We start from the raw sequence: 20261 nt of genomic DNA, 5'->3' as shown, positions 1-20261 counted from the left end.
CAGTAAAGCGCCGCAACCAGCGCCGCCCCCAGGAGTCCCCGATGTCATTGGAAAAGAACTACACCGCCATTCTTCAAGAACTAGGGGAAGATCCGTCCCGCGAAGGGCTGGCCGATACGCCCGCCCGCGCCGCCAAGGCCATGCGCCACCTGTGCCGCGGCTACGGCCAGAACCTGGACGAAATCGTCAATGGCGCGCTGTTCACCTCCGACACGCGCGAGATCGTGCTGGTCAAGAACATCGAGCTGTACTCGCTCTGTGAACACCACATGCTGCCCTTCATCGGCAAGGCGCACGTGGCCTACCTGCCCAACGGCAAGGTGCTGGGTCTGTCCAAGGTCGCCCGCATCGTCGAAATGTACGCGCGCCGCCTGCAGATCCAGGAAAACCTCAGCCGCCAGGTGGCCGAGGCCGTGCAGTCGGTGACCGGCGCGGCCGGCGTGGCCGTGGTGATCGAGGCCCAGCACATGTGCATGATGATGCGCGGCGTGGAAAAGCAGAACTCGTCCATGGTCACCTCGGTCATGCTGGGTGAATTCCACGACAATCCGTCGACCCGGGCCGAGTTCCTGAGCCTCATCCGCTAGGCCGATCCCCCTCTCCCCCTTTTGGCGCATATCGCGGGCCGCCTCGCCGGCCGCACCCCGCCGCGCCGGCCGCGCCAGGACTGGCGTTGCCGGCGCGGCGGGCGGGCCCGGGCCTTTTTGGCTCCTACTGATTAGGGCATCTGGCCCTAGCGTTCTGGCTCCATCCGGGCAAACTGGCTCCAGCATGCCGGTCGCGCCGGAGCGCGGCCGTTCCCTCCCGGAGATCTCCATGAACGCGATATTCCGCCTCATCCGCCGCTGCACCCTGGCCGGCCTGGCCGCCGCGCTGTTGGCCGCTCCCGCCTATGCCCAGACCAAGCTGGTGGTCGGCTACCAGTTGATCGTGGGACCATTCCTGACGGCCATCGCCGACGGCAGTTTCGACAAGGCCTTGAAGGACGCCGGCTACCAGGTGGACTGGCGCCAGTTCACCTCCGGCGGCGACATTTCCACCGCGCTGGCTTCCGGCAACGTGCCGGTCGGTGTGCTGGGCTCCACCGGCATCACCGCGGCCGCCACCCGCGGCGTCGACATGGAACTGTTCTGGATCCTGGACAACATCGGCAAATCCGAGGCGCTGGTGGCGCGCAACGGTTCCGGCATCAACAGCACGGCGGACCTGAAGGGCAAGCGCGTCGCCACGCCCTTCGTGTCCACCTCGCACTTCCATCTGCTGGTCGGGCTGGAACAGGTCTGGAAGATCAATCCGCGCGACGTGCGCATCCTGAACATGCAGCCGCCGCAGATCGTGGCCGCCTGGCAGCGCGGCGACATCGACGCGGCCTACGTCTGGCCGCCCGCCCTGACCGAGATCGCCAAGAGCGGCAAGATCATTGCAGACTCGGAACAGATCGGCAAAGCCAGCGTGCCAACCTTCGACGGCATCGTGGTCGATCGCGCCTGGGCCGCCAAGAATCCGAAGTTCATGGCCGCCTTCACCAGCGTTTTGGCCAAGTCCTATGCGGACTACCGCGCCAACAGCGCCAAGTGGACCGCCGATTCCCCGCAGGTCAAGAGCATCGTCAAGCTGATCGGCGGCAAGCCCGAGGACATGGTCGAAGCGCTCCAGCTGCTGGTCTTCCCGACCGTGCAGGAACAGGCCTCCAATGTCTGGCTGGGCGGCGGCAAGGAATCGGGCGCCGCGCGCGCCTTCGCGGCCAGCGCCCAATTCCTGAAGGACCAGAAGCAGATCGACCGCGCCCTGGCCGACTACAGCCCGCACGTCACCGACAAGTACGCCAAGGCGGCCGAGAAGTAAGGAGCGCTTGCGGCCAAGGCGGCCCGTCCGGCGCCGCCTGCCCAGCGCCACGCAGGGCTGCGCGCAGCCCGTCGCAACCAGGGGAGCCGGCATGACCATGCAGTCCTCGTCCGCCACGCATAGCCTGTGCGCGGAAAAAGTAAGCGTCACCTACCCCGGCCTGCACGAAAGCGGTCCGGTCATCGCGTTGCAGAACGTCAACCTGACCATCCAGCCTGGCGAGTTCGTCGTGGCGCTGGGCGCCTCGGGCTGCGGCAAGACCACCTTGCTCAGCCTGCTGGCCGGCTTCCTGTCGCCCACCGAGGGCGAGATCACGCTGGGCGGCCGGCCTATCGTGGGTCCCGGCGCCGACCGCGGCGTGGTGTTCCAGAAGCATGCCCTGCTGCCCTGGCTGAACGTGCTGGAGAACACCGAGTTCGGCCTGAAGCTGCAAGGCGTGGACAAGGAAACCCGCCGCGCCCGCGCGCGCCGCAATCTGGAGCTGGTGGGCCTGCAGGACTTCCACCGCCACATGATCTACCAGCTGTCCGGCGGCATGCAGCAGCGCGTGGGCATCGCGCGCGCGCTGACCTGCAACCCCGCCATGCTGCTGATGGACGAACCCATGGCGGCGCTGGACGCGCTGACGCGCGAGACCATCCAGGAGCTGCTGCTGGACATCTGGCGGCAGACCAACAAGATGTTCTTCTTCATCACGCACAGCGTCGAAGAAGCGCTGTTTCTGGGTTCGCGGCTGATCGTCATGTCGCCCCGCCCGGGCCGCATCACGCACACCTTCACCCCGGACTTCAACCGGCGCTACCTGGAGACCCGCGATGGCCGCAGCATCAAATCCAGCCCCGACTTCATCGCCATGCGCGAACAAGTCCTTGGCATCATCTATGGCGACGAGCGAGCCTCCTCCCCCCAAGGCTTCCATGGCTAGCAGCCGCCCGGGACACAAGCCCGCTGCGCCGGGCAAGGTCTACGGCGCGCCGGGCGCGGGCTACAGCGGCCACATCAGCCTGATCACCAGCCTGGCGCTCATCGGCCTATGGTTCCTGGTGACCAGCGCCGGCTGGGTGCGGCCGCTGTTCCTGCCTTCGCCCCTGGCCGTGTACGACAAGTTCGTCTCGGCCATGACCGATGGCGTGGCCAACTCCACGCTTACCGAACATGCGCTGGCCAGCCTGTCGCGGGTGTTCGGGGCCTTTTTCCTGGCTTGCGTGACCGCCATTCCCGTCGGCATCCTGATGGGCGTGAACCGCTACGCGCGCGGCATCTTCGATCCGCCCATCGAGTTCTACCGCCCGCTGCCGCCGCTGGCCTACCTGCCGCTCATCATCATCTGGTTCGGCATCGGCGAATTCCCCAAGGTCCTGCTGATCTACCTGGCGATCTTCGCGCCCATGGCGATCGCGGCGCGCGCCGGCGTGCGCTCGGTGTCGATCGAACAGATCCACGCGGCCTACGCCATGGGCGGCACGCCTGCGCAGGTGGTCTGGCACGTGATCCTGAAGGCCGCCATGCCGGAGATCTTCACGGGCATGCGCATCGGCATCGGCGTGGGCTGGACCACGCTGGTGGCCGCCGAAATGGTGGCCGCCGACCGCGGCCTGGGCTTCATGGTGCTGAACGCCGCCCAGTTCCTGGCCAGCGACACCGTAATCATGGGCATCATCGTGATCGGCGTGTTCGCCTTCGCCTTCGACCTGCTGGTCCGTTATCTGGAGAAGTTCGCCATTCCATGGAAGGGACGGGTCTGAAACGCGCCCGGGCAATCCCTCATTTCGTCCCCCATCCGGCTCCTCTATCCTCAAGAGCGGCGCCTGCGCAGCGGCTACCGGCTGCGCGGCCTAGACAAGGAGCCGTCATGTCCAGCCAGGCCTCGATGCTCAAGCCTGTGTTGTGGGAGCGCCTGTTCGAACGCGAAAGCGCGCCCAACCTCAGCCTGCAGGGCTGCGTGCGCCAGATGCTGGTGTCCGCCATCCTCAGCGGCCACCTGCCGCCCGGCACGCCGGTGCCGTCCAGCCGGCATCTGGCCGACCAGCTGCGCATCGCGCGCAACACTGTCGTGTTCGCCTACCAGCAACTGGTGAGCGAGGGTTATCTGGTGTCGCGCGAACGCAGCGGCCACTTCGTCAGCGACACGGTCATGCGCGGCCATTCCGGGCCCGCTTCCGACGCCCCGCCCGCCGACGGCGGCGAGCCGGACGTGCGCTGGGACGAAAGGCTGCGCTTCCGCCCGTCCCGGCAACGCAACATCACCAAGCCGCGCGACTGGCAGAAGCAGCCCTATCCCTTTGTCTACGCCCAGTTCGACCAGGACCTGTTCCCCACCGCGGAATGGCGCGAATGCTGCATCAAGGCGCTGTCGGTGCTGGACATCCGCAGCTGGGCGCCGGACCTGATCACCCACGACGACCCCGCGCTGATCGAGCAGATCCGCACCCAGGTGCTGCCCCGGCGCGGCGTCTGGGCCGACGCCGAGGAAATCGTCATCACCGTGGGTGCGCAGCATGCGCTTTACCTGCTGGCCGACCTGCTGGTCAACGAGGACACGGTGGTCGGCATGGAAGACCCCGGCTACCCTGACGCCCGCAACATCTTCGCCAGCCACACGCGCAATCTGCTGCCCCTGCCGGTGGACGAACAAGGGCTGTGCACCGGCACCCATCTGCTGGGCTGCGACTACCTCTTCGTCACGCCGGGCCACCAGTGCCCCACCACGGTCACGCTATCTCCGGAGCGCCGCCAGAACCTGCTGACGCTGGCGCGCCAGGCCGACAGCCTGATCATCGAGGACGACTTCGAAAGCGAAAGCCGCTGGGGCGAAGGCGCGATTCCCGCCTTGAAGAGCCTGGACCGCGACGGCCGCGTGATCTACGTGGGCAGCCTGGCCAAGTCCTTCGCGCCCGGCCTGCGCATCGGCTACATCGTGGCGCCGCGCGAACTCACCGCGGAACTGCGCGCCCTGCGCCGCCTGATGCTGCGCCACCCTTCGGCCTACATCCAGCGGGCGTTTTCGCTGTTCATTTCGCTGGGGCACCACCATTCGCTGCTGCGCAGGCAATCGCAGGCCTACCAGGAGCGCGGCACCGAACTGGCCCGCGCGCTGGCGCGGCACCTGCCCGATTTCAAGGTCATACCCATTACCGGATCCTCGTCCTGCTGGCTGCAAGGCCCGCCCTGGCTCAATGCCTGCGAGCTATCCGAGGCCGCGCTGGCCGAGGGCGTGGTGGTGGAGCCCGGCGACGTCTTCTTCATGAACGGAGCCGACGCGCCGCGCAACTTCCTGCGGGTCGGCTTCACATCGATCCGACCCGAACACATCGAGCCGGGGATTGCCCGGCTGGCCAAGGTGGTCGACCGCTACCGCGGCCGCGCCGCGGACGGCAAGCAGGCCCCGCAGGGCCCGGACTTGCACGCGCTAGAGCACTTCGTCTCTTAGGTAGTACCAGCGGTACAGCAGGCCCTGGCCCAGCCTGCGGAACGGCGCGAACATATGCCCCGGCAAGGGCGAGTCGTAGATCGGCAGGTCCCAGGCCACGCCGTCCTTGCCCATCATGCGTTGCGCCAGGCGCTTGCCCGCGTGGGCCGAGAACGCCACGCCATTGCCCCCGTAGCCGAAGGCGTAATAGACCGGCTGCGCCGGGTCGGGCTGGGTCACGCGCGGCATCATGTCGTGGCTCACGTCCACCCAGCCCCACCAGGAATAGTCCACGTCCACGCCCGCCAGCGTGGGGAACTTGCGCGCCAGCCCTTCGCGCAGCAGAGCCAGATGGCGCGGATGCTGCGCGTCGGCGCCGCGCAGCGCGCTGCGGCTGCCGATCTGCATGCGGCCGTCGGGCAGCAGGCGGTAATAGAAGCGCAGGGTTCGCGTGTCGGTGATGAACACCGTGCTTTTGAGGCCCGCTGCATCGCGTTCCGCCGGCGTCAGCACCCGCGTCACCAGCGAGTTCGACAGCACCGGCATGATGCGGTTGTCCAGCAAACGGTTGACGCCCTGCGCGGTATAGCCGCCAGTGGCGAACGCCACGCGCCGCGCGCGCACGTAGCCGTTGGGAGTCTGCAGCCGCACGCCGCCATTCTCGGCGCGCCAGCCCAGCACCGGGCTGCCCGGATGGATGCGCACGCCCAGGGCCCGCGCCTGCCGCATATAGCCATAGGCGAGCTTCAACGGATGCACGCCCACGCCATCCGGCTCGTGCATCGCGCCCACCGCCTCGCGGTCGTACACGTAGCGTTCGCGCAATTCCTCCCGGCTCAACATCCGGGCGTCATAGCCGAACACCTCGCGCATCACGCGGGCTTCGTTTTCCAGGAACGCCATCTTCTTCTGGCGGTGCGCCGTGTACAGATGGCCGCCAGGTTGCGCGTCGCAATCCACCTGGGCCACCAGGCTCTTCCAATATTCGAATCCTTCGCGGATCTCGGCGTCCAGGCGCTTGGCGGTCGCCAGGCCCCAGCGCGCTATCCATTGCGAACGGTACAGGCGTCCGGACGCATTCTGTCCCTGTCCGCCGTTGCGGCTGGTGCAGCCCCACACCGCGCGATTGGCCTCGAGCACCACGGCCTTCACGCCGAAGTCGCGCGCCAGCGTCAACGCCGCCGACAGCCCGGTAAAGCCCGAGCCCACGATCACCACGTCGGCGTCGATATCGCCGTTGACGGGGCCGTCATCCTCGGGCGGTTCGCCGGCGGTCGCGACCCAGTAGGTGGGCGCGTAGTCCTGCCCGCGGCCGAGCGGGGACACCAGCGGATCGTAGGCCGGGTTGTAGGCGCTGATCGCCATCCGGCCAGCGGGGGCCGGACCTACAGGTTGGAAGGACATTTGAGTATCCATGCTGCGTTCCGGTTGCTGGATGCGGGTGCGTGTTCAACCGCGGGCCGGCAATACCGGGCGCTGCTTGCGGTAGGCGTTCTTCACGCGGATCTTGCCGTCCCGGAAGGTGAAGACGTCCACCATGTCCGCCTCCACGCGGGAGCCGTCGGCGGCGGTGCCGGTAAAGGTCGATTGGGACACGCCGCGGTCGCCTGCGACCCAATGCGTGCCGTTCTGCCACTGCGCATCGGGGAAATTCGCCCAGGCCGCCGCGAAGGCCGCCCGCACCGCCTCGCGGCCTTCGTGCCGCGCGCCCCATCGCTCGGGGCCGGCCACGGTCTCGAACACGCAGTCGTCGCTCATGAAGGACATCAAGGCGTCGATATCGTGGCGGTTCCAGGCCGCCGCGAATTCGGCCAGCATGTCCGCGGTGACGGTCTTCTGCATTGCATACCTCCGGTAGACGCGGGCGCAACACGCGCCAGCATTCAGGACCAAAGGTAAGTGAGCCCCCAGGCAGGGTCTAGAACCAGAAACGGGAAATCGCTTGCACCAGAAGCGACATCGGGTGGCAGGCCGCGCAATGCGCAACCGGCCACCCGGTTGGGCGTCCCGCCGTGTTGCGGACGGCGCCGGCTACAGCGTCATCCCGCCATCGGCAGTCAAACTGGCCCCCGTCATGTATCCCGATTCGGGGCCGGCAAGCCATGCCACCAGCGACGCGATTTCATCGGCGCTGCCGGCGCGCTGCAACGGGATCAGCGGAACGACCGCATCAAGATGGTTGACCGTCATATCGGTCTGGATCGGCCCGGGCTGCACGTTGTTGATGGTGATGCCGCGGGGTGCAAGGTCGATCGCGATGCCTTTGACCATCGTCGCCACCGCCGCCTTCGTCATCGCATAGACGCTCACGGTCGGCCCGCCGATGCGCGCGGCCAAATTGCTGCCGATGGTAACGATGCGGCCGCCGCGCGCAAGGTGCGCAGCGCCGGCCTGGATCGCCAGGAACACGCCGCGCACATTGACGGCCAGCATCTGGTCGAGATCCGCCACGCTCACATCGGCCACCCCGCCCAACTTCAGGATGCCGGCGTTGACCACCACGATGTCGAGCCGTCCGAAATGCTCGGCCGCGCGCGCGGCGGCCAGGCGAATCGCCTCCGAGTTCGCGCTGTCGGCATGAATGGCCAGCGCCCTCGCCCCGCCCGCTTCGATCGCGGCCGCGGTCTCGCGCGCGCGCTCGGGCGCGGAAACATAGGTGAACGCCACGTCCGCGCCGTCGGCCGCCAGCCGCCGGACAATGGCGGCGCCGATGCCGCGCGAGCCGCCGAATACGATTGCGGCCTTGCGCAAGCCCCCGGAAATGTCTGTCATGATTCGCTCCTTGTAAGCCGATAGGTCAGTAAGCAGCCGGGAGAAGGGCCGGCTATCGAACCGGCGAATTCTCCCGTTTGCCTCGAATCGGTCAACAAGGAAAAAATTGACAAGCAATCCAATAAATCTATACCTATCTACGCCCGCCCCTCACGCCGCCGCCGGCGCCAGCCAGGCGTCGACGTCCGCGGGATCAACGGCGCCGCGCATGCCGATCAGCACCAGCGACGGCTCGTCCAGATCCTCGGGCGGCCTGGCCTGCGTGTCGTAGCGCACGCGCCGGCCCGCCAGTTGCACCAGCACCAGGCCGTGGCGATCGGTGCGCACCCAGCCCTTTGCCCGCAGCAGCTGCCTGGGCGCGTCGCGCAACCGGCTGGCGAGCCGGTCGGCGTCCAGCAACGCGGGCGCGTGCCACAGCCAGCTCTGGAATGGATGGTCGGGGTCGTCGGGCATCGCGGCGTGGACGTGTCCCGCATGGCCGCAAGCGCCGCTTGCGCATTCATGCGCAACGCTGCAAGACCCGCCTTCGCCCAGCAGATGGCGCAGGTCCACGCGCCCTTCGCGCGTCTCGACCATCGCGGCCCCGCGTGTCGCCGCTTGCAGCCATGAACGCAACGACGCCAGTTCGGCGGCGGACGCCAGATCGGTCTTGTTCAACACCAGCAGATCCGCAGCCTTGAGCTGGCGTTCCACGGTATCGGCCAGCAAGGGATCCGCCGCCAGCGTGCGCACGTTCGCGGCATCTGCCAGCACCACCACGCCCTCAAGCTGCAGCATGGGATCCGACATGCCGACCTGCGCGATGCGGCCCGGATCCGACACGCCGCTGGCCTCGATCACGATCCATTCCGGCAAGGGGTCCAGCGCCAGCACGCGCGCCAGGGCATCGTCCAGGCCGCCCGCCATGGAACAGCAGACGCAGCCGTTGGCCAGCCTGATCACCTGGTCGCTGCGCTGCGCGATCAGCCCGGCATCGATATCGACCGGGCCGAAGTCATTGACCAGGACCGCCGCGCGGCGCTGGCTGCGGGACAACACATGATTGAGCAAGCTGGTCTTGCCCGCGCCCAGGAATCCGCCCACCACGGTCAGCGCAATTCGCGGTGCGCCATGGGCCGCCATCTCAGGCTTCCCGCAGTGGCAAGGGCCTGCCGCCGATCACGGTGCCCAGTACGCGCACGTCCTTCAGTTTCTCGGGCGCCACCTCCAGCGGATCGTCCTGCAGCACGCAGAAGTCCGCATGCTTGCCGACCTCGATGGAGCCGACGAGATGGTCCAGGTGCAAGGTGTAGGCCGCGCCCAGCGTGACCGCATGCAAGGCCTGCTCCACACCGATGCGTTCAGACTCCCCCAGCACCTTGCCCGACGAAGTCTGGCGGTTCACGGCGCACCAGGCCGTGAACAGCGGTCCCAGCGGCGTGATGGGCGCATCCGAATGGATGGAGAACGGCACGCCGGCGCGCGCCGCCGAGGCGCAGGCGTCCATGCGCCTGGCGCGATCCGGCCCCATGGTCAGGGCGTGATGGGCGTCGCCCCAGTAGAAGATGTGGTTGGCAAAGAGATTGGCGCACATGCCCAGGCTGGCCATGCGCCGGAACTGGGCCGCGTCGGCCATCTGGCAATGCTGCAAGGTATGGCGGTGATCGCGCCGCGGGCTGCGGCGCAAGGCGCGATCCACCGCGTCGATCGCAAGCTCGGTGGCTTCGTCGCCATTGGTGTGTATGTGCAGTTGCACGCCGGCGTCGTGGTAGGTCTGGACCATTGCGTCCAGCTCGGCCGGCGCGATCACCCAGATGCCGTTGGGCGCGCCGTTGTAGTAGCCGGGCCAGCGCAACCGGGCGGTAAAGCCCTGGATCGAACCGTCCACCACCAGCTTGACCATGCCCAGATGCAGCTTGTCGTTGTTCAGGCGCCGGGCCTCGGCCAGCTTGGCCAGGCAGCGCTGCGGATCGCCCGCGTAGGTCAGCGCGGACGCGGCCGGCACGATGCGCACGGGATAGTCCGGTTCGGCGGTGATGCGGGCCAGCGTCGCCAGGCCCTCGTCGCCCAGTTCATTGACCAGGTCCGTGGCCGTGGTGACGCCCGCCCACTGCGCCACCTTGCCGAACATGCGCAGGCCCTCTTCCGATACGCCCACGGTGCGGAATGGACTGCCGATCAGGCGCATGACGGGGAACATCGCGGCGAATTCGCAGAGTTCGCCGCTGGGCCGTCCGTCTTCCATGCGCGTCACGCCCTCGATGTCGGTATCGCGGTCTATGCCGGCGCGCGCCAGCATGGGCGTGTTCACGTTCATCAGGTGCATGCTGGCATGCATGACCACCACGGGCCGCTCGGCGGACACCGCGTCCAGGTCCTGCACGCGCATGCGCGCGCCTTCGAAGAAGATCGGGTCGAAGCCCCAGCCTATCAGCGTCTCGCCGGCCGCCAGGACGCGTTCGGCCTCGCGCAGCCGCGCGGCCACCGCATCGAAACTCTTCAAGCCTTCCCACAGCCTGCCATCGGGTCCGCGCCGGTCGTAGAAGCCCACGTACACGAACTTCCACATGCCGCCTTCCGGCAGATGGCAATGCCCTTCGACCAGGCCTGGCATGAGCACTCTGTCCGCATAGCGCTCGTCGAGGTCGGCCGGACCCCAGCCCGCCAGTTCCTCGCGGCTGCCCACGCCCAGGACGCGGCCCTCGCGCACCGCCACGTGCGTGGCGCGGGGCTGCATCGGGTTCATGGTCAGGATGCTGCGCGCGGCATAGATCGTGGTTCGGGCGCGGGAGTCGGTCATCTGTCTGTCCTTCTATCGGAGGGTGGGCTCATCCCTGCAGCGGCGACGCCAGGACGCCATCGCGGGATTCGACGAAATGGCAGGCCACGCGGTGGCCCGGCGCGACTTCGCGCAAGCCGGGTTCGCGCGTGGTACAGAGCGGCTGCGCGGCCGGGCAGCGTCCGGCAAAACGGCAGCCCGGCGGCGGATCGACCGGACTGGGCGGATCGCCCGCCAGCCGCACGCGGCGCGCGGCCAGCTCGCGCCCGCCCTTCACGGTCGGCACCGCCGACATCAGCGCGACGCTGTAGGGATGCAGCGGACGCGTGAAAAAGGCGTTGCGGGTGGCCTGCTCGATGATCTTGCCCAGGTACATGACGGCGATGTCGTCGCAGATGTGCTCCACCACCGCCATATCGTGCGAGATGAACAGGAACGACTGGCCCTGCTCGCGTTGAATGCGCCGCAGCAGGTTCAGGATCTGCGCGCGGATGGCGATATCCAGCGCGGACACCGGTTCGTCGCAGACGATCAGGTCCGGCGCACTGGCCAGCGCCCGCGCCACGTTCAGCCGCTGCCGCTGGCCGCCGGAAAACTGGTGCGGAAACAGTTGCCGCTGCTCCGGGCGCAGGCCCACCAGTTCGAACATGCGGGCCACGCGCGCCTCGCGTCCGCCGGGCGGATCGATGCCCATCAGGTCCAGCGGCGCACGCACGATGTCGCCCGCCCGCTGGCGCGGATTGAGCGAGGAATACGGATCCTGGAACACCAGCTGCACGCGGCGGCGCATGCGGCGCAGGGCGGAGCCGTTCAGCGCCGTCATGTCCGTACCGTCGAAGTGGATGGAGCCCGCGGTCGGGTCCGCCAGCCGCAGCACGGACAAGGCCGTGGTGGTCTTGCCCGAACCGGACTCGCCCACGATCGCCAGCGTGCGGCCGCGCTGCAGCTCGAAGGACACGCCGTCCACGGCCTTCACGACCACCGGCTTGCCGTCGCGGCCACGCCCGCCGATGGGAAAATGCACGGCAAGATCGCGCACGGACAGCAAGGCGGAAGATTGCGGTGACGTCATTGCGCGGTCTCCGGATACAGCCAACAGGCGACTTCCTGCCCCTCGCCTACACGGGTCAGGGGCGGAAACGCGTCGCGGCAGCGCGCCATGGCCTGCCCGCAACGTTCCATGAAGGGGCAGCCCGCGCCGCGCTCCCAGATCGAAGGCACCACGCCGGGAATCTCCGGCAGGTCCGGGCGCACGTCGTCGGGCTCGCGGTCCAGCTCCGGCAGACAGGCGATCAGCCCCTGGGTGTAGGGATGGCGGGGCTGCGCCAGGATCTCGCGCACGCCGCCCTGCTCCACCACCCGTCCGCCGTACATGACCACGACCCGGTCGGCCATCTCCGACACCGCGCCCATGTCATGCGTGATCAGCAGCACCGCGGTGCCGCGCCGCCCCTGCTGTTCGCGCAGCAGGTCGAAGATCTGCGCCTGAACCGTCACGTCCAGCGCCGTGGTCGGCTCGTCGGCGATCAGCACATCCGGATCGCAGGCCAGCGCGATGGCGATCATCACGCGCTGCCGCATGCCGCCGGACATCTGGTGCGGATAATCGTCCACGCGCCGCTCCGGCAAGGGGATGCCCACCGACTTCAGCATTTCGATGGCGCGCTCGCGCGCCTGGCTCTTGCTCAGGCCCTGATGCAGCCGCAGGGGCTCCGCGATCTGGTCGCCGACCGTATACACGGGATTCAGCGCCGTCATGGGCTCCTGGAAGATCATGGAGATCTTGTTGCCGCGCACCTGGCGCATGGCCTCCTCGTCGCGGCCGGCCAGGTCGTCGCCGCGCAGGCGCACGCAGCCCCCGCCGATGCGCCCCGGCGCTGGTATCAGCCGCATGATGGCCAGCGCCGTCATGCTCTTGCCGCAGCCGGACTCGCCCACCAGGCACAGGGTTTCGCCGGGGTTCAAGTCGAAGCTCACCGCGCTCAGCACCTCGGCGACACGGCCGCGCGACTGGAACTCGAGGCTCAGGCTGTCGACCTCCAGCACGGGCGCCTGCAGCGCGGCGTTCATGCCCGCCCCCGCGAGTTCGGGTTGAGCGCGTCGTTCAACCCGTCGCCGATCAGGCTGACGGCCAGCACGGTCACGAAGATGGCGGCGCCCGGCAGGGTCACCGCCCACCACGCGGTCAGGATGTAGGGGCGATTGCTGCCTATCATCAAGCCCCAGCTCATGATGTTGGGGTCGCCCAGCCCCAGGAACGACAGGCCGGCCTCGAACAGGATCGCCGTGCCTATCGCCAGCGTCGCCGACACGATCAACGGCGCCAGCGCGTTGGGCAGGATCACGCGCCAGATGATGCGCGCGTCGCCCGCGCCTATCACCCTCTCGGCCAGCACGTACTCGCGGCGCTTGAGGCGCAGGAACTCGCCGCGCGCCAGCCGCGCCGTGCCCGGCCAGCTGACCACGCCGATGGCGATGGCGATGGTCGCCAGCGACGGCGAAAACAGCGTCACCAGCACCATGGCGAACAGCAGGGTCGGCAGCACCTGGAAGAATTCAGTGATGCGCATCAGGGTTTCGTCGATCCACCCGCCGTAATAGCCCGCCAGCGCGCCGACCGTCAGCCCGATGGCCATGGACAGCACGGCCGCCACCACGCCGACCAGCAAGGTGGCTCGGCCTCCATAGACCATGCCGGTCAATACGTCCCGTCCAAGGTAGTCGGTGCCCAGCAGCGCGTCCGCGCCCGGCGGCGTCATGGGAGCGCCGGCGATCTCGAAGGGATCCGCCTCCATGATCATGGGCCCAAAGAGCGTCACGGCCAGAATGGCGGCCAGCAGCAGCACGCCTGCCAGCGCCGCGGGATTGCGCGCGAATACCCGCAAGGCCTCGTACGACGGACGGGCTGGCGGCCGCGCCGCCTGGCCTTGCATGGCGGCGATGGATACGGCGGGAGGAGTCTGGCTCATGAGGTCTTGATCCTGGGATCGATCAGGCGATAGGCCAGATCGGTAAGCTGATTCATCACGACCACCAGCAGCGAGGCGAACAGCAGGATGCCCAGCAGCGTGGGATAGTCGCGCCTGAGCACGGAGTCGAACGCCAGCCGGCCCAGCCCGGGCCAGTTGAAGACCGTCTCGACCAGGATCGCGCCGGCCAGCACGTTGCCGAACTGCAGGCCCAGCATGGTCACCACCGGCAGCACGCCGTTGCGCAGCGCGTGCTTGTAGAGCACGGAGCGTTCCGGCAAGCCCTTGGCGCGCGCGGTGCGGATGTAGTCGGCCGACAGCGCCTCCATGACGCTGGCGCGCGCCAGCCGGCTGTACTGCGCGAGGTAGACGAAGGCCAGGGTGAAGGCCGGCAGCACCAGGTGATGCAGCACGTCCAGCACACCCGCCCAGCCGTCCTGCGGCCCGCCGGCGGAACGCATGTCCGACACCGGGAAGATCGGCAGCGCCGAGGCGAACAGGATGATAAGGATGATGCCCGTCCAGAACACCGGCGCGGAGTAGCCCACCACCGACAACAGCGTGATGCCTTGCGACAGCGGCCCATTGGGCTTGCGCGCGGCCAGCGTGCCCAGCAGCGTGCCGGCCAGGAACGCGCTCAGCACCGAGGTCACCACCAGCAGCAGCGTGGCAGGCACGCGGTCCCAGATCAGCTGCGCCACCGGCACGTTGAAGAAATAGGAATAGCCCAGGTCGCCCCGCAGCACCTGCATCAGGTAGATGCCCAGTTGCGTCAGGAAGGGTTTATCCAGCCCGTACTGCGCGCGCAGCTGCGCACGCAGTTCTTCGCTGATGCCGCCCATGGAGCCCGCGATGGTCTCGACCGGATCGCCCGGCGAGATGTGGATCAGCAGGAAATTCAGCGTCACCACGGCCAGCAGCAGCACCAGCGCATAGGCAAGGCGGCGCAAGAGATAGCGCGTCATGGCGGCTCCACCCTACTGCAGGTAGGTGTCGTCCATGGGCGATATGACGCCCCAGATGCCGTCCGGCAGGCCGTGCACCTTCTTCAGCGACAGGGTGTGGTACGGAATGACCGTGAGGAAGTCGATGGGCACGTCGGCCGTGACCAGGCGCTGGAATTCGGCGTACAGCGCGCGGCGCTTGTCCGCGTCGGTTTCGGTGCCGGCCTGTTCCAGCAGTTCGTCCACCTTGGGGTTGGAATAGGACTGCGTGTTGGTCCAGATGATGTCGCGGATATTGCTGGACAGGTAGGTGCGGTGCACGCCGATCACCGGATCGCCCCAGTTGAAGACGATGTCCGTGGTCATGTCGAAATCCTTGCCGGCGATGCGCTTGGCCCAGGTCGGGAAATCAGGCGAGGCGCGAACCTGCACCGCGATGCCGACCTTCTTCAACTGGCTGCGCAGGTATTCCGCCACGTTCTTGCCCTGCACGTCGGAACCCGGCATGTAGTCCACCGTCAGCGACAGGCGTTCGCCCTTGGCGTCCTTCTTGTAGCCTGCCTCTTCCAGCAGTTGCTCGGATTTCTTCAGGTCCAGCGGATACTTCGCCACGTCCTGCGTGGCAAACGGGCTGGTGCCGATGATAGGCCCGTCGGCGGGCTTGGCGAAGCCCGCGTTCAGCGCCTTGGTGATGAAGCCCTTGTCGGTGGCATAGGCGATGGCCTGCCGCACCCGCACGTCGTTCAAGGGCTTGCGCGCCGTATTGAAAGCCAGCCAGCTCAGGGCGCCTATGCCCTCATAGCCCTTGCTGGTCATGACGATGGCGGAATTTTCCTTGGCGCGCCGCAGGATGGTGGGCTCGGTCATGAAGGGCAACACGCCGATGTCGCCGCGCTCCAACCCGATCAGCAGATTGGTGGCGTCGGGATTGATCTTCACCACGATCCGGTCCAGGTAGGGCTTGCCGGGCAGGAAGAACTTGTCGAACTTCTCCAGCACGATTTCCTGGCCCGGCTTGAATTCCTTGAACTTGAACGGACCCGATCCGACCACGTCGGCCGAGTTGCGCGGATGGCTCTTGAGGTCCTGTCCATCGTCGTAGATGTGCTTGGGCAGCACCGGCATCAGGGCCGGCGACAGCGCCAGCAGGATGGCCGGATGGGGCTTGCTCATGCGCAGCACCACGGTGTAGGGATCCGGCGTGTCCACGGCCTCGACAGGCGCGAACATGGTCTGGAACGGATGGTTCTTCTTGACCGCCATGACCGAGAACGCCACGTCGGCCGAAGTCACTGGCTTGCCGTCATGGAATACCGCATCTTTGCGCAGATGCAGGGTCAGCGACTTGCCGTCCGGCGCCAGTTCCCAGGACTGCGCCAGATAGGGATGCGGCTTCCATTCGGCGTCGTAGCGCAGCAGGCTGGCGAACAGCTGCGTGCTGGGCAAGGCGGTTGCGATGCCCGACTGCACCGCGCCGTTCAGGTGCCGCGGCACCTGCGTCGACCCTATCACCAACGTACCGCCGGACTTGGGCGCGTCCGCAGCCATGGCCCCGCCCGCAAGGGCCAACGCCGTCAGTATCGTGGTCAGGCATTTTTTTGCGCTGCGCATGTTCTACCCCTTGATGTCCAGTGTCACGAGCCATTCATCGGATGGCCTTGGGGCTAGCGTATCCAGCCTGCTGGTCCAGGCTTAGTACCAAACCGCCGGACTTTTTGGAGCCAGCCCCGCGGACGGTCTGGATTCAGGCTGCCAGCGCCCGCGCGTACAGCGAAGCGACTGCGCAACTGTTGACGCGGGCCTGCATGGAATCGGAGCGGCTGGTCAGCAGCACAGGCACGCGCGTACCCAGCACCAGTCCGGCGGTACCTGCGCCGGCCAGCCAGGTCAGCTCTTTGTAGAGCATGTTGCCAGCCTCGATATCGGGCACCAGCAGGATGTCGGCATCGCCCGCCACGCGCGAGACGATGCCCTTCTGATCGGCTGCCTCGCGCGAGATGGCGTTGTCGAAGGCCAAGGGGCCGTCGATCTCGCCGCCGCGGATCTGCTGGCGGTCCGCCATCTTCGACAGGGCCGCCGCGTCCAGCGTGGCGGGCATGGAAGGATTGACGGACTCCGTGGCGCACAGCACCGCGAGCTTGGGGCGGTCCACGCCCAGCGCGCGCGCCAGGTCGATGGCGTTCTGCGCGATGTCGGCTTTCTCCTGCAATGTGGGCGCAATGTTGACGGCCGCGTCGGTCAGGATGAAAAGCTTGGGGTACGCCGCCACCGCCATCACGAAGGCGTGGCTGATGCGCCGATCGGTGCGCAGGCCGGCGTCGCGCGCCACCACGGCCGACATGAAGTGGTCCGTGTGCAGGCTGCCCTTCATCAGCATGCGCACCGCGCCGTCCCGGGCCAGCGCCGCCGCCGCGCGCGCGGCCTGGCACTCGTCATCCGGCGTGTCGACCACTTCCACTTCGTTGTCGCGCAGCCCCAGTTCCGCCATCAGGACGCGCAGCCCGGCGGCCGGGCCGACCAGCACCGGTTCGATGTAGCCGGCGTCGCGCGCCTGCACGGCCGCGCCCAGGCTGGTCGGGCACAGCGGATACGCTACCGCAGTGCGCAAGCGGCCGGCCGACAGCGCGGCATTGCGCAGCGGCTCGAACAAGCGATCGCTTTCCATTTCTGTCTGCTCCTGCCGCGGAGATCCGCGGCGCCTGGCGGAAGAAATCCGGCGCGGCCGCCGCCACGCCGGACGCACGCTGCGCGATCAGCGCTTGGCCGGATCGATCGACAGCGGCACCTCGCCCGGATGGAAAGGCTGGTTCACGTACTGCTTGTACTTGTCCAGGAAGCGTACCGGCTGCTTGAGCGCGTCGCGGCGGAACGGGTCGCCCAGTTCCTGGCTGACCATCATCTCCAGCACGGTGGTCTTGCCTTCGGACTGCGCCTTGCATGCGGCCTGCAGGGCGGCGCCCACCTGGTCGGCATGCTCCACCCTGATGCCTTCCGCGCCCATGGCCCGCGCCAACTCCGAAAAGTTCGGGTTCTTCAGGTTGCTGCCGACGAAGCGGCGGCCGTAGAAGTCCACCTGGTTCTTCTTTTCCGCACCCCATTGGCCGTTGTGGAACACCACGGCCGTCACCGGTATCTTCTCGCGCACGCAGGTCAGCAATTCCTGGAAGCTCATGCACCAGGCGCCGTCGCCCACGTAGGCCACGGCCGGACGGTCGGGCCGGCCGAGCTTCGCGCCGATCAGCGCCGGCAAGGCGTAGCCGCAATTGCCGAAGCTCATGGCGGCCAGCATGGAGTTCGGCTCGTCGAAGCGCAGATAGCTGTTGGACACCGAGCAGATGTTGCCGATGTCGGTGGACACCATGACATGCTTGGGCATGGCGCGTTCCAGCTCGCGCAGCATGCGGCGCGGATGCATGCGGCCGCCGCCGTGCTCGATGATGTCCAGGCTCCAGTCGTCTCGTTCGTGCGACCAGCTGTCCAGTTCCTTTTCCCATTCGGCCTTCTGCGCCGCGATCTGTTCGGCGCGGCCACCTTTAGTGGCGGCGCAAGCGATCTCGCGTCCCCGCAATTTGCCCGCCAGCGCCGCAGCCGCCGGCTTGGCATCGCCGCAGATGCCCACCGACACCGGACGCACCAGGCCCAGCATGCGGTGGTCGGCGTCCACCTGGATGATGCGCGCGCCCTGCGGCCAGTAGTCCAGCCCGTGCTGCGGCAAGGTGCCGAAGGGTCCCAGGCGCGTGCCCAGCGCCAGCACCACGTCGGCCTGCGACAGCAGCTTCATGCCGGCCTTGGCGCCCTGGTAGCCCAAGGGGCCGCACCACAGCGGGTGGCTGGCCGGGAATGCGTCGTTGTGCAGGTAGCTGGTGACCACCGGCGCGCCCAGCAGTTCGGCCAGAGCCACGCATTCCGCCTGCCCTTCCGAGAACAGCACGCCGCCACCCGCCACGATGACGGGGAACTTGGCCTGCGCCAGCATTTGCGCAGCCGCCTCCAGGTCCTCTTCCGAGCCCGGACCGCGGCGGATGCGGCGCGGTTCCGGAATGGCCACGTCGATCTCGCCGTAGAAATAGTCGCGCGGGATGTTCAACTGCGTCGGACCGCGCTCGGCCAGCGCATTGTCGAAGGCCTTGGCGGTGAATTCCGCCATGCGGTCGGGCCGGTTCACATGGGCCTGGTACTTGGTGATGCGCGAGAAGATCGGCAACTGCTCGGTTTCCTGGAAGCCGCCCAGCCCCATGCCCGCGGTGCCGGTCTCGGGCGTGATGGCCACGACCGGGCTATGCGCCCAGTACGCCGCTGCCACGCCGGTCACGAAATTGGTGATGCCGGGGCCGTTTTGCGCGATGCAGACGCCGTGGCGGCCGGTCACGCGCGAGTAGCCGTCGGCCATGTGCGCGGCGCCCTGCTCGTGCACCGTCGGCACGAAGCGGATGCCGGCCGCCGGGAACAGGTCCAGCGCGTCCATGAAGGCCGAGCCGACGATGCCGAATACGTCCTTGACGCCCTGCGCGACCAGCGTTTCCACAAACGCTTCGCTGGGGGTCATGTGTTGCTTGCTGCTCATGGTCTCTCTCCTGGCAGGCCGGCGGTGTCGGATTGCATCTGGGCCGGCATGATCCGATACTGCAGCAGAAACCTGCCCGTTCCCAGCCCACGGCGTTTCATTTTCTGCAAAATCCGTGCGACGATGCGCAGCAAGCCGCCGAATCTTCAATTATTGAAAGATGAAAGACGAATCCTCCGCAGCGCTGCGCGCGCTGACCCTGCTGGAACAGGTCGCCCGCTCGGGGCAGCCGGTATCGCTGGCCGCGCTGACGGACGCCACCGGCCTGCCCAAGCCCTCCGTGCTGCGCATCCTGTCGCGGCTGGTCGACGCCGGCATGCTGCTGCGCGAGCCCGCCGGCAAAAGTTACGTCAGCGGCCCGCGCCTGAGCGCGCTGGCACGTGAAACCCTGCTGAATTCGCCCTTGCGCGGCGAACGCCACCGCATCCTGGACAGCCTGGTCGACGAAATCGGCGAAACCTGCAACTGCACCATGCTGGACGGCGACGAGGTCATCTACCTGGACCGCGTCGAAACCGCCTGGCCGCTGCGGGTGAACCTGCAATCGGGCTCGCGCGTGCCGCTGCATTGCTCGGCCAGCGGCAAACTGTTCCTGGCCCACATGCGGCGCGAGGCGCGCCAGCGGCTGCTGGCCGCGGCGCCCTTGCCGCGCTACACGCCCAACACGTTGTGCGACGTGGCCGCGCTGGAACAGGAACTGCGCACCATCAAGAAGGAAGGCGCGAGCTTCGACCGCGAGGAATTCCTGCTGGGCATCGTCTGCATGGCGGTGCCCATTCTGCATGGCACGCGCGCCATCGCCGCGGTCGCCTTGCACGCACCGGTGGCCCGACTGTCCATCGAAGGCGCGCGCGCCTGGTTGCCGCGCATGCAAGAGGCCGCCCGGGCGCTGGCCGGCACCTACGGGCCTGACGCCTAGCGGCCGGCGGCTCCCGCCCGCCCAGGGGCGCGTCTGGAACGCTATGTTCCGCCTTTGTTGCAAGGGTCATCGGCCGCAGGC

At 67.7% G+C, this 20261-nt stretch carries 18 protein-coding genes; 6 read left to right on the top strand and 12 right to left on the bottom strand.

The features are described from left to right. Positions 1-41 precede the first annotated feature (41 nt). The 5 genes from folE to pdxR all read left to right on the top strand — a co-directional run bounded on the left by folE (position 42) and on the right by pdxR (position 5275). A complete protein-coding gene (gene folE, locus HV793_RS12725; protein ID WP_119451110.1) occupies positions 42-587 on the top strand; it encodes a GTP cyclohydrolase I FolE in 546 nt (181 codons plus the stop codon). A gap of 229 nt (positions 588-816) precedes the next feature. Next, positions 817-1845 carry a taurine ABC transporter substrate-binding protein gene (tauA, locus tag HV793_RS12720; protein WP_119451109.1) on the top strand — a complete coding sequence of 343 codons (1029 nt, stop codon included), beginning with the start codon at positions 817-819 and terminating at the stop codon, positions 1843-1845. 91 nt (positions 1846-1936) lie between these two features. Beyond that, the gene (locus HV793_RS12715) at positions 1937-2770 is read left to right on the top strand and encodes a taurine ABC transporter ATP-binding protein (RefSeq protein ID WP_054456797.1); all 834 of its coding nucleotides are present in this window, start codon (positions 1937-1939) and stop codon (positions 2768-2770) included. Continuing rightward, positions 2763-3590 (top strand): ABC transporter permease subunit, encoded by an 828-nt coding sequence (locus HV793_RS12710; RefSeq protein WP_054456796.1) that lies wholly within the window; start codon positions 2763-2765, stop codon positions 3588-3590. The genes HV793_RS12715 and HV793_RS12710 overlap by 8 nt, the downstream gene beginning before the upstream one ends. A gap of 107 nt (positions 3591-3697) precedes the next feature. Then, the gene (gene pdxR / locus HV793_RS12705; protein ID WP_054456795.1) at positions 3698-5275 is read left to right on the top strand and encodes a MocR-like pyridoxine biosynthesis transcription factor PdxR; all 1578 of its coding nucleotides are present in this window, start codon (positions 3698-3700) and stop codon (positions 5273-5275) included. Here the strand turns inward: pdxR and HV793_RS12700 are convergent. The 12 genes from HV793_RS12700 to xsc form a co-directional block, all read right to left on the bottom strand. Beyond that, a complete protein-coding gene (locus HV793_RS12700) occupies positions 5255-6658 on the bottom strand; it encodes an NAD(P)/FAD-dependent oxidoreductase (RefSeq protein ID WP_217481781.1) in 1404 nt (467 codons plus the stop codon). The genes pdxR and HV793_RS12700 overlap by 21 nt on opposite strands. Before the next feature lie 45 nt (positions 6659-6703). Continuing rightward, positions 6704-7096, bottom strand: a complete 393-nt coding sequence (locus tag HV793_RS12695) for a nuclear transport factor 2 family protein (RefSeq protein WP_119451107.1) — start codon at positions 7094-7096, stop codon at positions 6704-6706. Between the two features lie 189 nt (positions 7097-7285). After that, positions 7286-8026: an SDR family oxidoreductase gene (locus tag HV793_RS12690; RefSeq protein WP_175213264.1), complete on the bottom strand. Its 741-nt coding sequence runs from the start codon at positions 8024-8026 to the stop codon at positions 7286-7288. Positions 8027-8176: 150 nt separating this feature from the next. Continuing rightward, positions 8177-9148 carry a CobW family GTP-binding protein gene (locus HV793_RS12685; RefSeq protein ID WP_175213263.1) on the bottom strand — a complete coding sequence of 324 codons (972 nt, stop codon included), beginning with the start codon at positions 9146-9148 and terminating at the stop codon, positions 8177-8179. Between the two features lies 1 nt (position 9149). Next, entirely contained in the window at positions 9150-10805 is a 1656-nt protein-coding gene (locus HV793_RS12680) for an amidohydrolase (protein ID WP_054456791.1), read from the bottom strand. Positions 10806-10833: 28 nt separating this feature from the next. Then, a complete protein-coding gene (locus HV793_RS12675; RefSeq protein ID WP_054456790.1) occupies positions 10834-11856 on the bottom strand; it encodes an ABC transporter ATP-binding protein in 1023 nt (340 codons plus the stop codon). Next, complete coding sequence (locus HV793_RS12670) at positions 11853-12854, bottom strand: ABC transporter ATP-binding protein (protein WP_175213262.1); 1002 nt, start codon at positions 12852-12854, stop codon at positions 11853-11855. The genes HV793_RS12675 and HV793_RS12670 overlap by 4 nt, the downstream gene beginning before the upstream one ends. Further along, complete coding sequence (locus HV793_RS12665; protein WP_119451104.1) at positions 12851-13753, bottom strand: ABC transporter permease; 903 nt, start codon at positions 13751-13753, stop codon at positions 12851-12853. The genes HV793_RS12670 and HV793_RS12665 overlap by 4 nt, the downstream gene beginning before the upstream one ends. Further along, positions 13750-14718, bottom strand: coding sequence for an ABC transporter permease (locus tag HV793_RS12660; RefSeq protein WP_054456787.1), 969 nt, complete (start codon positions 14716-14718; stop codon positions 13750-13752). The genes HV793_RS12665 and HV793_RS12660 overlap by 4 nt, the downstream gene beginning before the upstream one ends. A gap of 12 nt (positions 14719-14730) precedes the next feature. After that, positions 14731-16308, bottom strand: coding sequence for an ABC transporter substrate-binding protein (locus HV793_RS12655; protein WP_054456786.1), 1578 nt, complete (start codon positions 16306-16308; stop codon positions 14731-14733). A 133-nt stretch (positions 16309-16441) separates the two neighbouring features. Then, positions 16442-17362: a bifunctional enoyl-CoA hydratase/phosphate acetyltransferase gene (locus HV793_RS12650; protein ID WP_175213261.1), complete on the bottom strand. Its 921-nt coding sequence runs from the start codon at positions 17360-17362 to the stop codon at positions 16442-16444. A gap of 87 nt (positions 17363-17449) precedes the next feature. Then, entirely contained in the window at positions 17450-19261 is a 1812-nt protein-coding gene (gene xsc, locus HV793_RS12645; protein ID WP_054456784.1) for a sulfoacetaldehyde acetyltransferase, read from the bottom strand. 160 nt (positions 19262-19421) lie between these two features. On the opposite strand from xsc, the gene HV793_RS12640 reads away from it, so the two are divergent. Next, positions 19422-20180 (top strand): IclR family transcriptional regulator, encoded by a 759-nt coding sequence (locus tag HV793_RS12640; RefSeq protein ID WP_054456783.1) that lies wholly within the window; start codon positions 19422-19424, stop codon positions 20178-20180. Positions 20181-20261: the final 81 nt, after the last annotated feature.

This window comes from Achromobacter aegrifaciens, from assembly GCF_902859965.1.
Taxonomy (GTDB): Bacteria; Pseudomonadota; Gammaproteobacteria; order Burkholderiales; family Burkholderiaceae_B; genus Achromobacter; species Achromobacter aegrifaciens.
Note: the sequence above shows the minus strand (reverse complement) of the source record. Positions and strands in the feature narration are given on the sequence as shown.

Excerpts from the sequence above, each read along its gene's own strand:
- HV793_RS12685 (WP_175213263.1), bottom strand. The coding sequence starts at position 9,148 with ATGGCGGCCCATGGCGCACCGCGAATTGCGCTGACCGTGGTGGGCGGA.
- HV793_RS12665 (WP_119451104.1), bottom strand. The coding sequence starts at position 13,753 with ATGAGCCAGACTCCTCCCGCCGTATCCATCGCCGCCATGCAAGGCCAG.
- HV793_RS12715 (WP_054456797.1), top strand. The coding sequence starts at position 1,937 with ATGACCATGCAGTCCTCGTCCGCCACGCATAGCCTGTGCGCGGAAAAA.
- HV793_RS12650 (WP_175213261.1), bottom strand. The coding sequence starts at position 17,362 with ATGGAAAGCGATCGCTTGTTCGAGCCGCTGCGCAATGCCGCGCTGTCG.
- HV793_RS12680 (WP_054456791.1), bottom strand. The coding sequence starts at position 10,805 with ATGACCGACTCCCGCGCCCGAACCACGATCTATGCCGCGCGCAGCATC.
- xsc (WP_054456784.1), bottom strand. The coding sequence starts at position 19,261 with ATGAGCAGCAAGCAACACATGACCCCCAGCGAAGCGTTTGTGGAAACG.
- HV793_RS12700 (WP_217481781.1), bottom strand. The coding sequence starts at position 6,658 with ATGTCCTTCCAACCTGTAGGTCCGGCCCCCGCTGGCCGGATGGCGATC.
- HV793_RS12670 (WP_175213262.1), bottom strand. The coding sequence starts at position 12,854 with ATGAACGCCGCGCTGCAGGCGCCCGTGCTGGAGGTCGACAGCCTGAGC.
- pdxR (WP_054456795.1), top strand. The coding sequence starts at position 3,698 with ATGTCCAGCCAGGCCTCGATGCTCAAGCCTGTGTTGTGGGAGCGCCTG.
- HV793_RS12690 (WP_175213264.1), bottom strand. The coding sequence starts at position 8,026 with ATGACAGACATTTCCGGGGGCTTGCGCAAGGCCGCAATCGTATTCGGC.
- HV793_RS12695 (WP_119451107.1), bottom strand. The coding sequence starts at position 7,096 with ATGCAGAAGACCGTCACCGCGGACATGCTGGCCGAATTCGCGGCGGCC.
- HV793_RS12710 (WP_054456796.1), top strand. The coding sequence starts at position 2,763 with ATGGCTAGCAGCCGCCCGGGACACAAGCCCGCTGCGCCGGGCAAGGTC.
- HV793_RS12675 (WP_054456790.1), bottom strand. The coding sequence starts at position 11,856 with ATGACGTCACCGCAATCTTCCGCCTTGCTGTCCGTGCGCGATCTTGCC.
- folE (WP_119451110.1), top strand. The coding sequence starts at position 42 with ATGTCATTGGAAAAGAACTACACCGCCATTCTTCAAGAACTAGGGGAA.
- HV793_RS12640 (WP_054456783.1), top strand. The coding sequence starts at position 19,422 with ATGAAAGACGAATCCTCCGCAGCGCTGCGCGCGCTGACCCTGCTGGAA.
- HV793_RS12660 (WP_054456787.1), bottom strand. The coding sequence starts at position 14,718 with ATGACGCGCTATCTCTTGCGCCGCCTTGCCTATGCGCTGGTGCTGCTG.
- tauA (WP_119451109.1), top strand. The coding sequence starts at position 817 with ATGAACGCGATATTCCGCCTCATCCGCCGCTGCACCCTGGCCGGCCTG.
- HV793_RS12655 (WP_054456786.1), bottom strand. The coding sequence starts at position 16,308 with ATGCGCAGCGCAAAAAAATGCCTGACCACGATACTGACGGCGTTGGCC.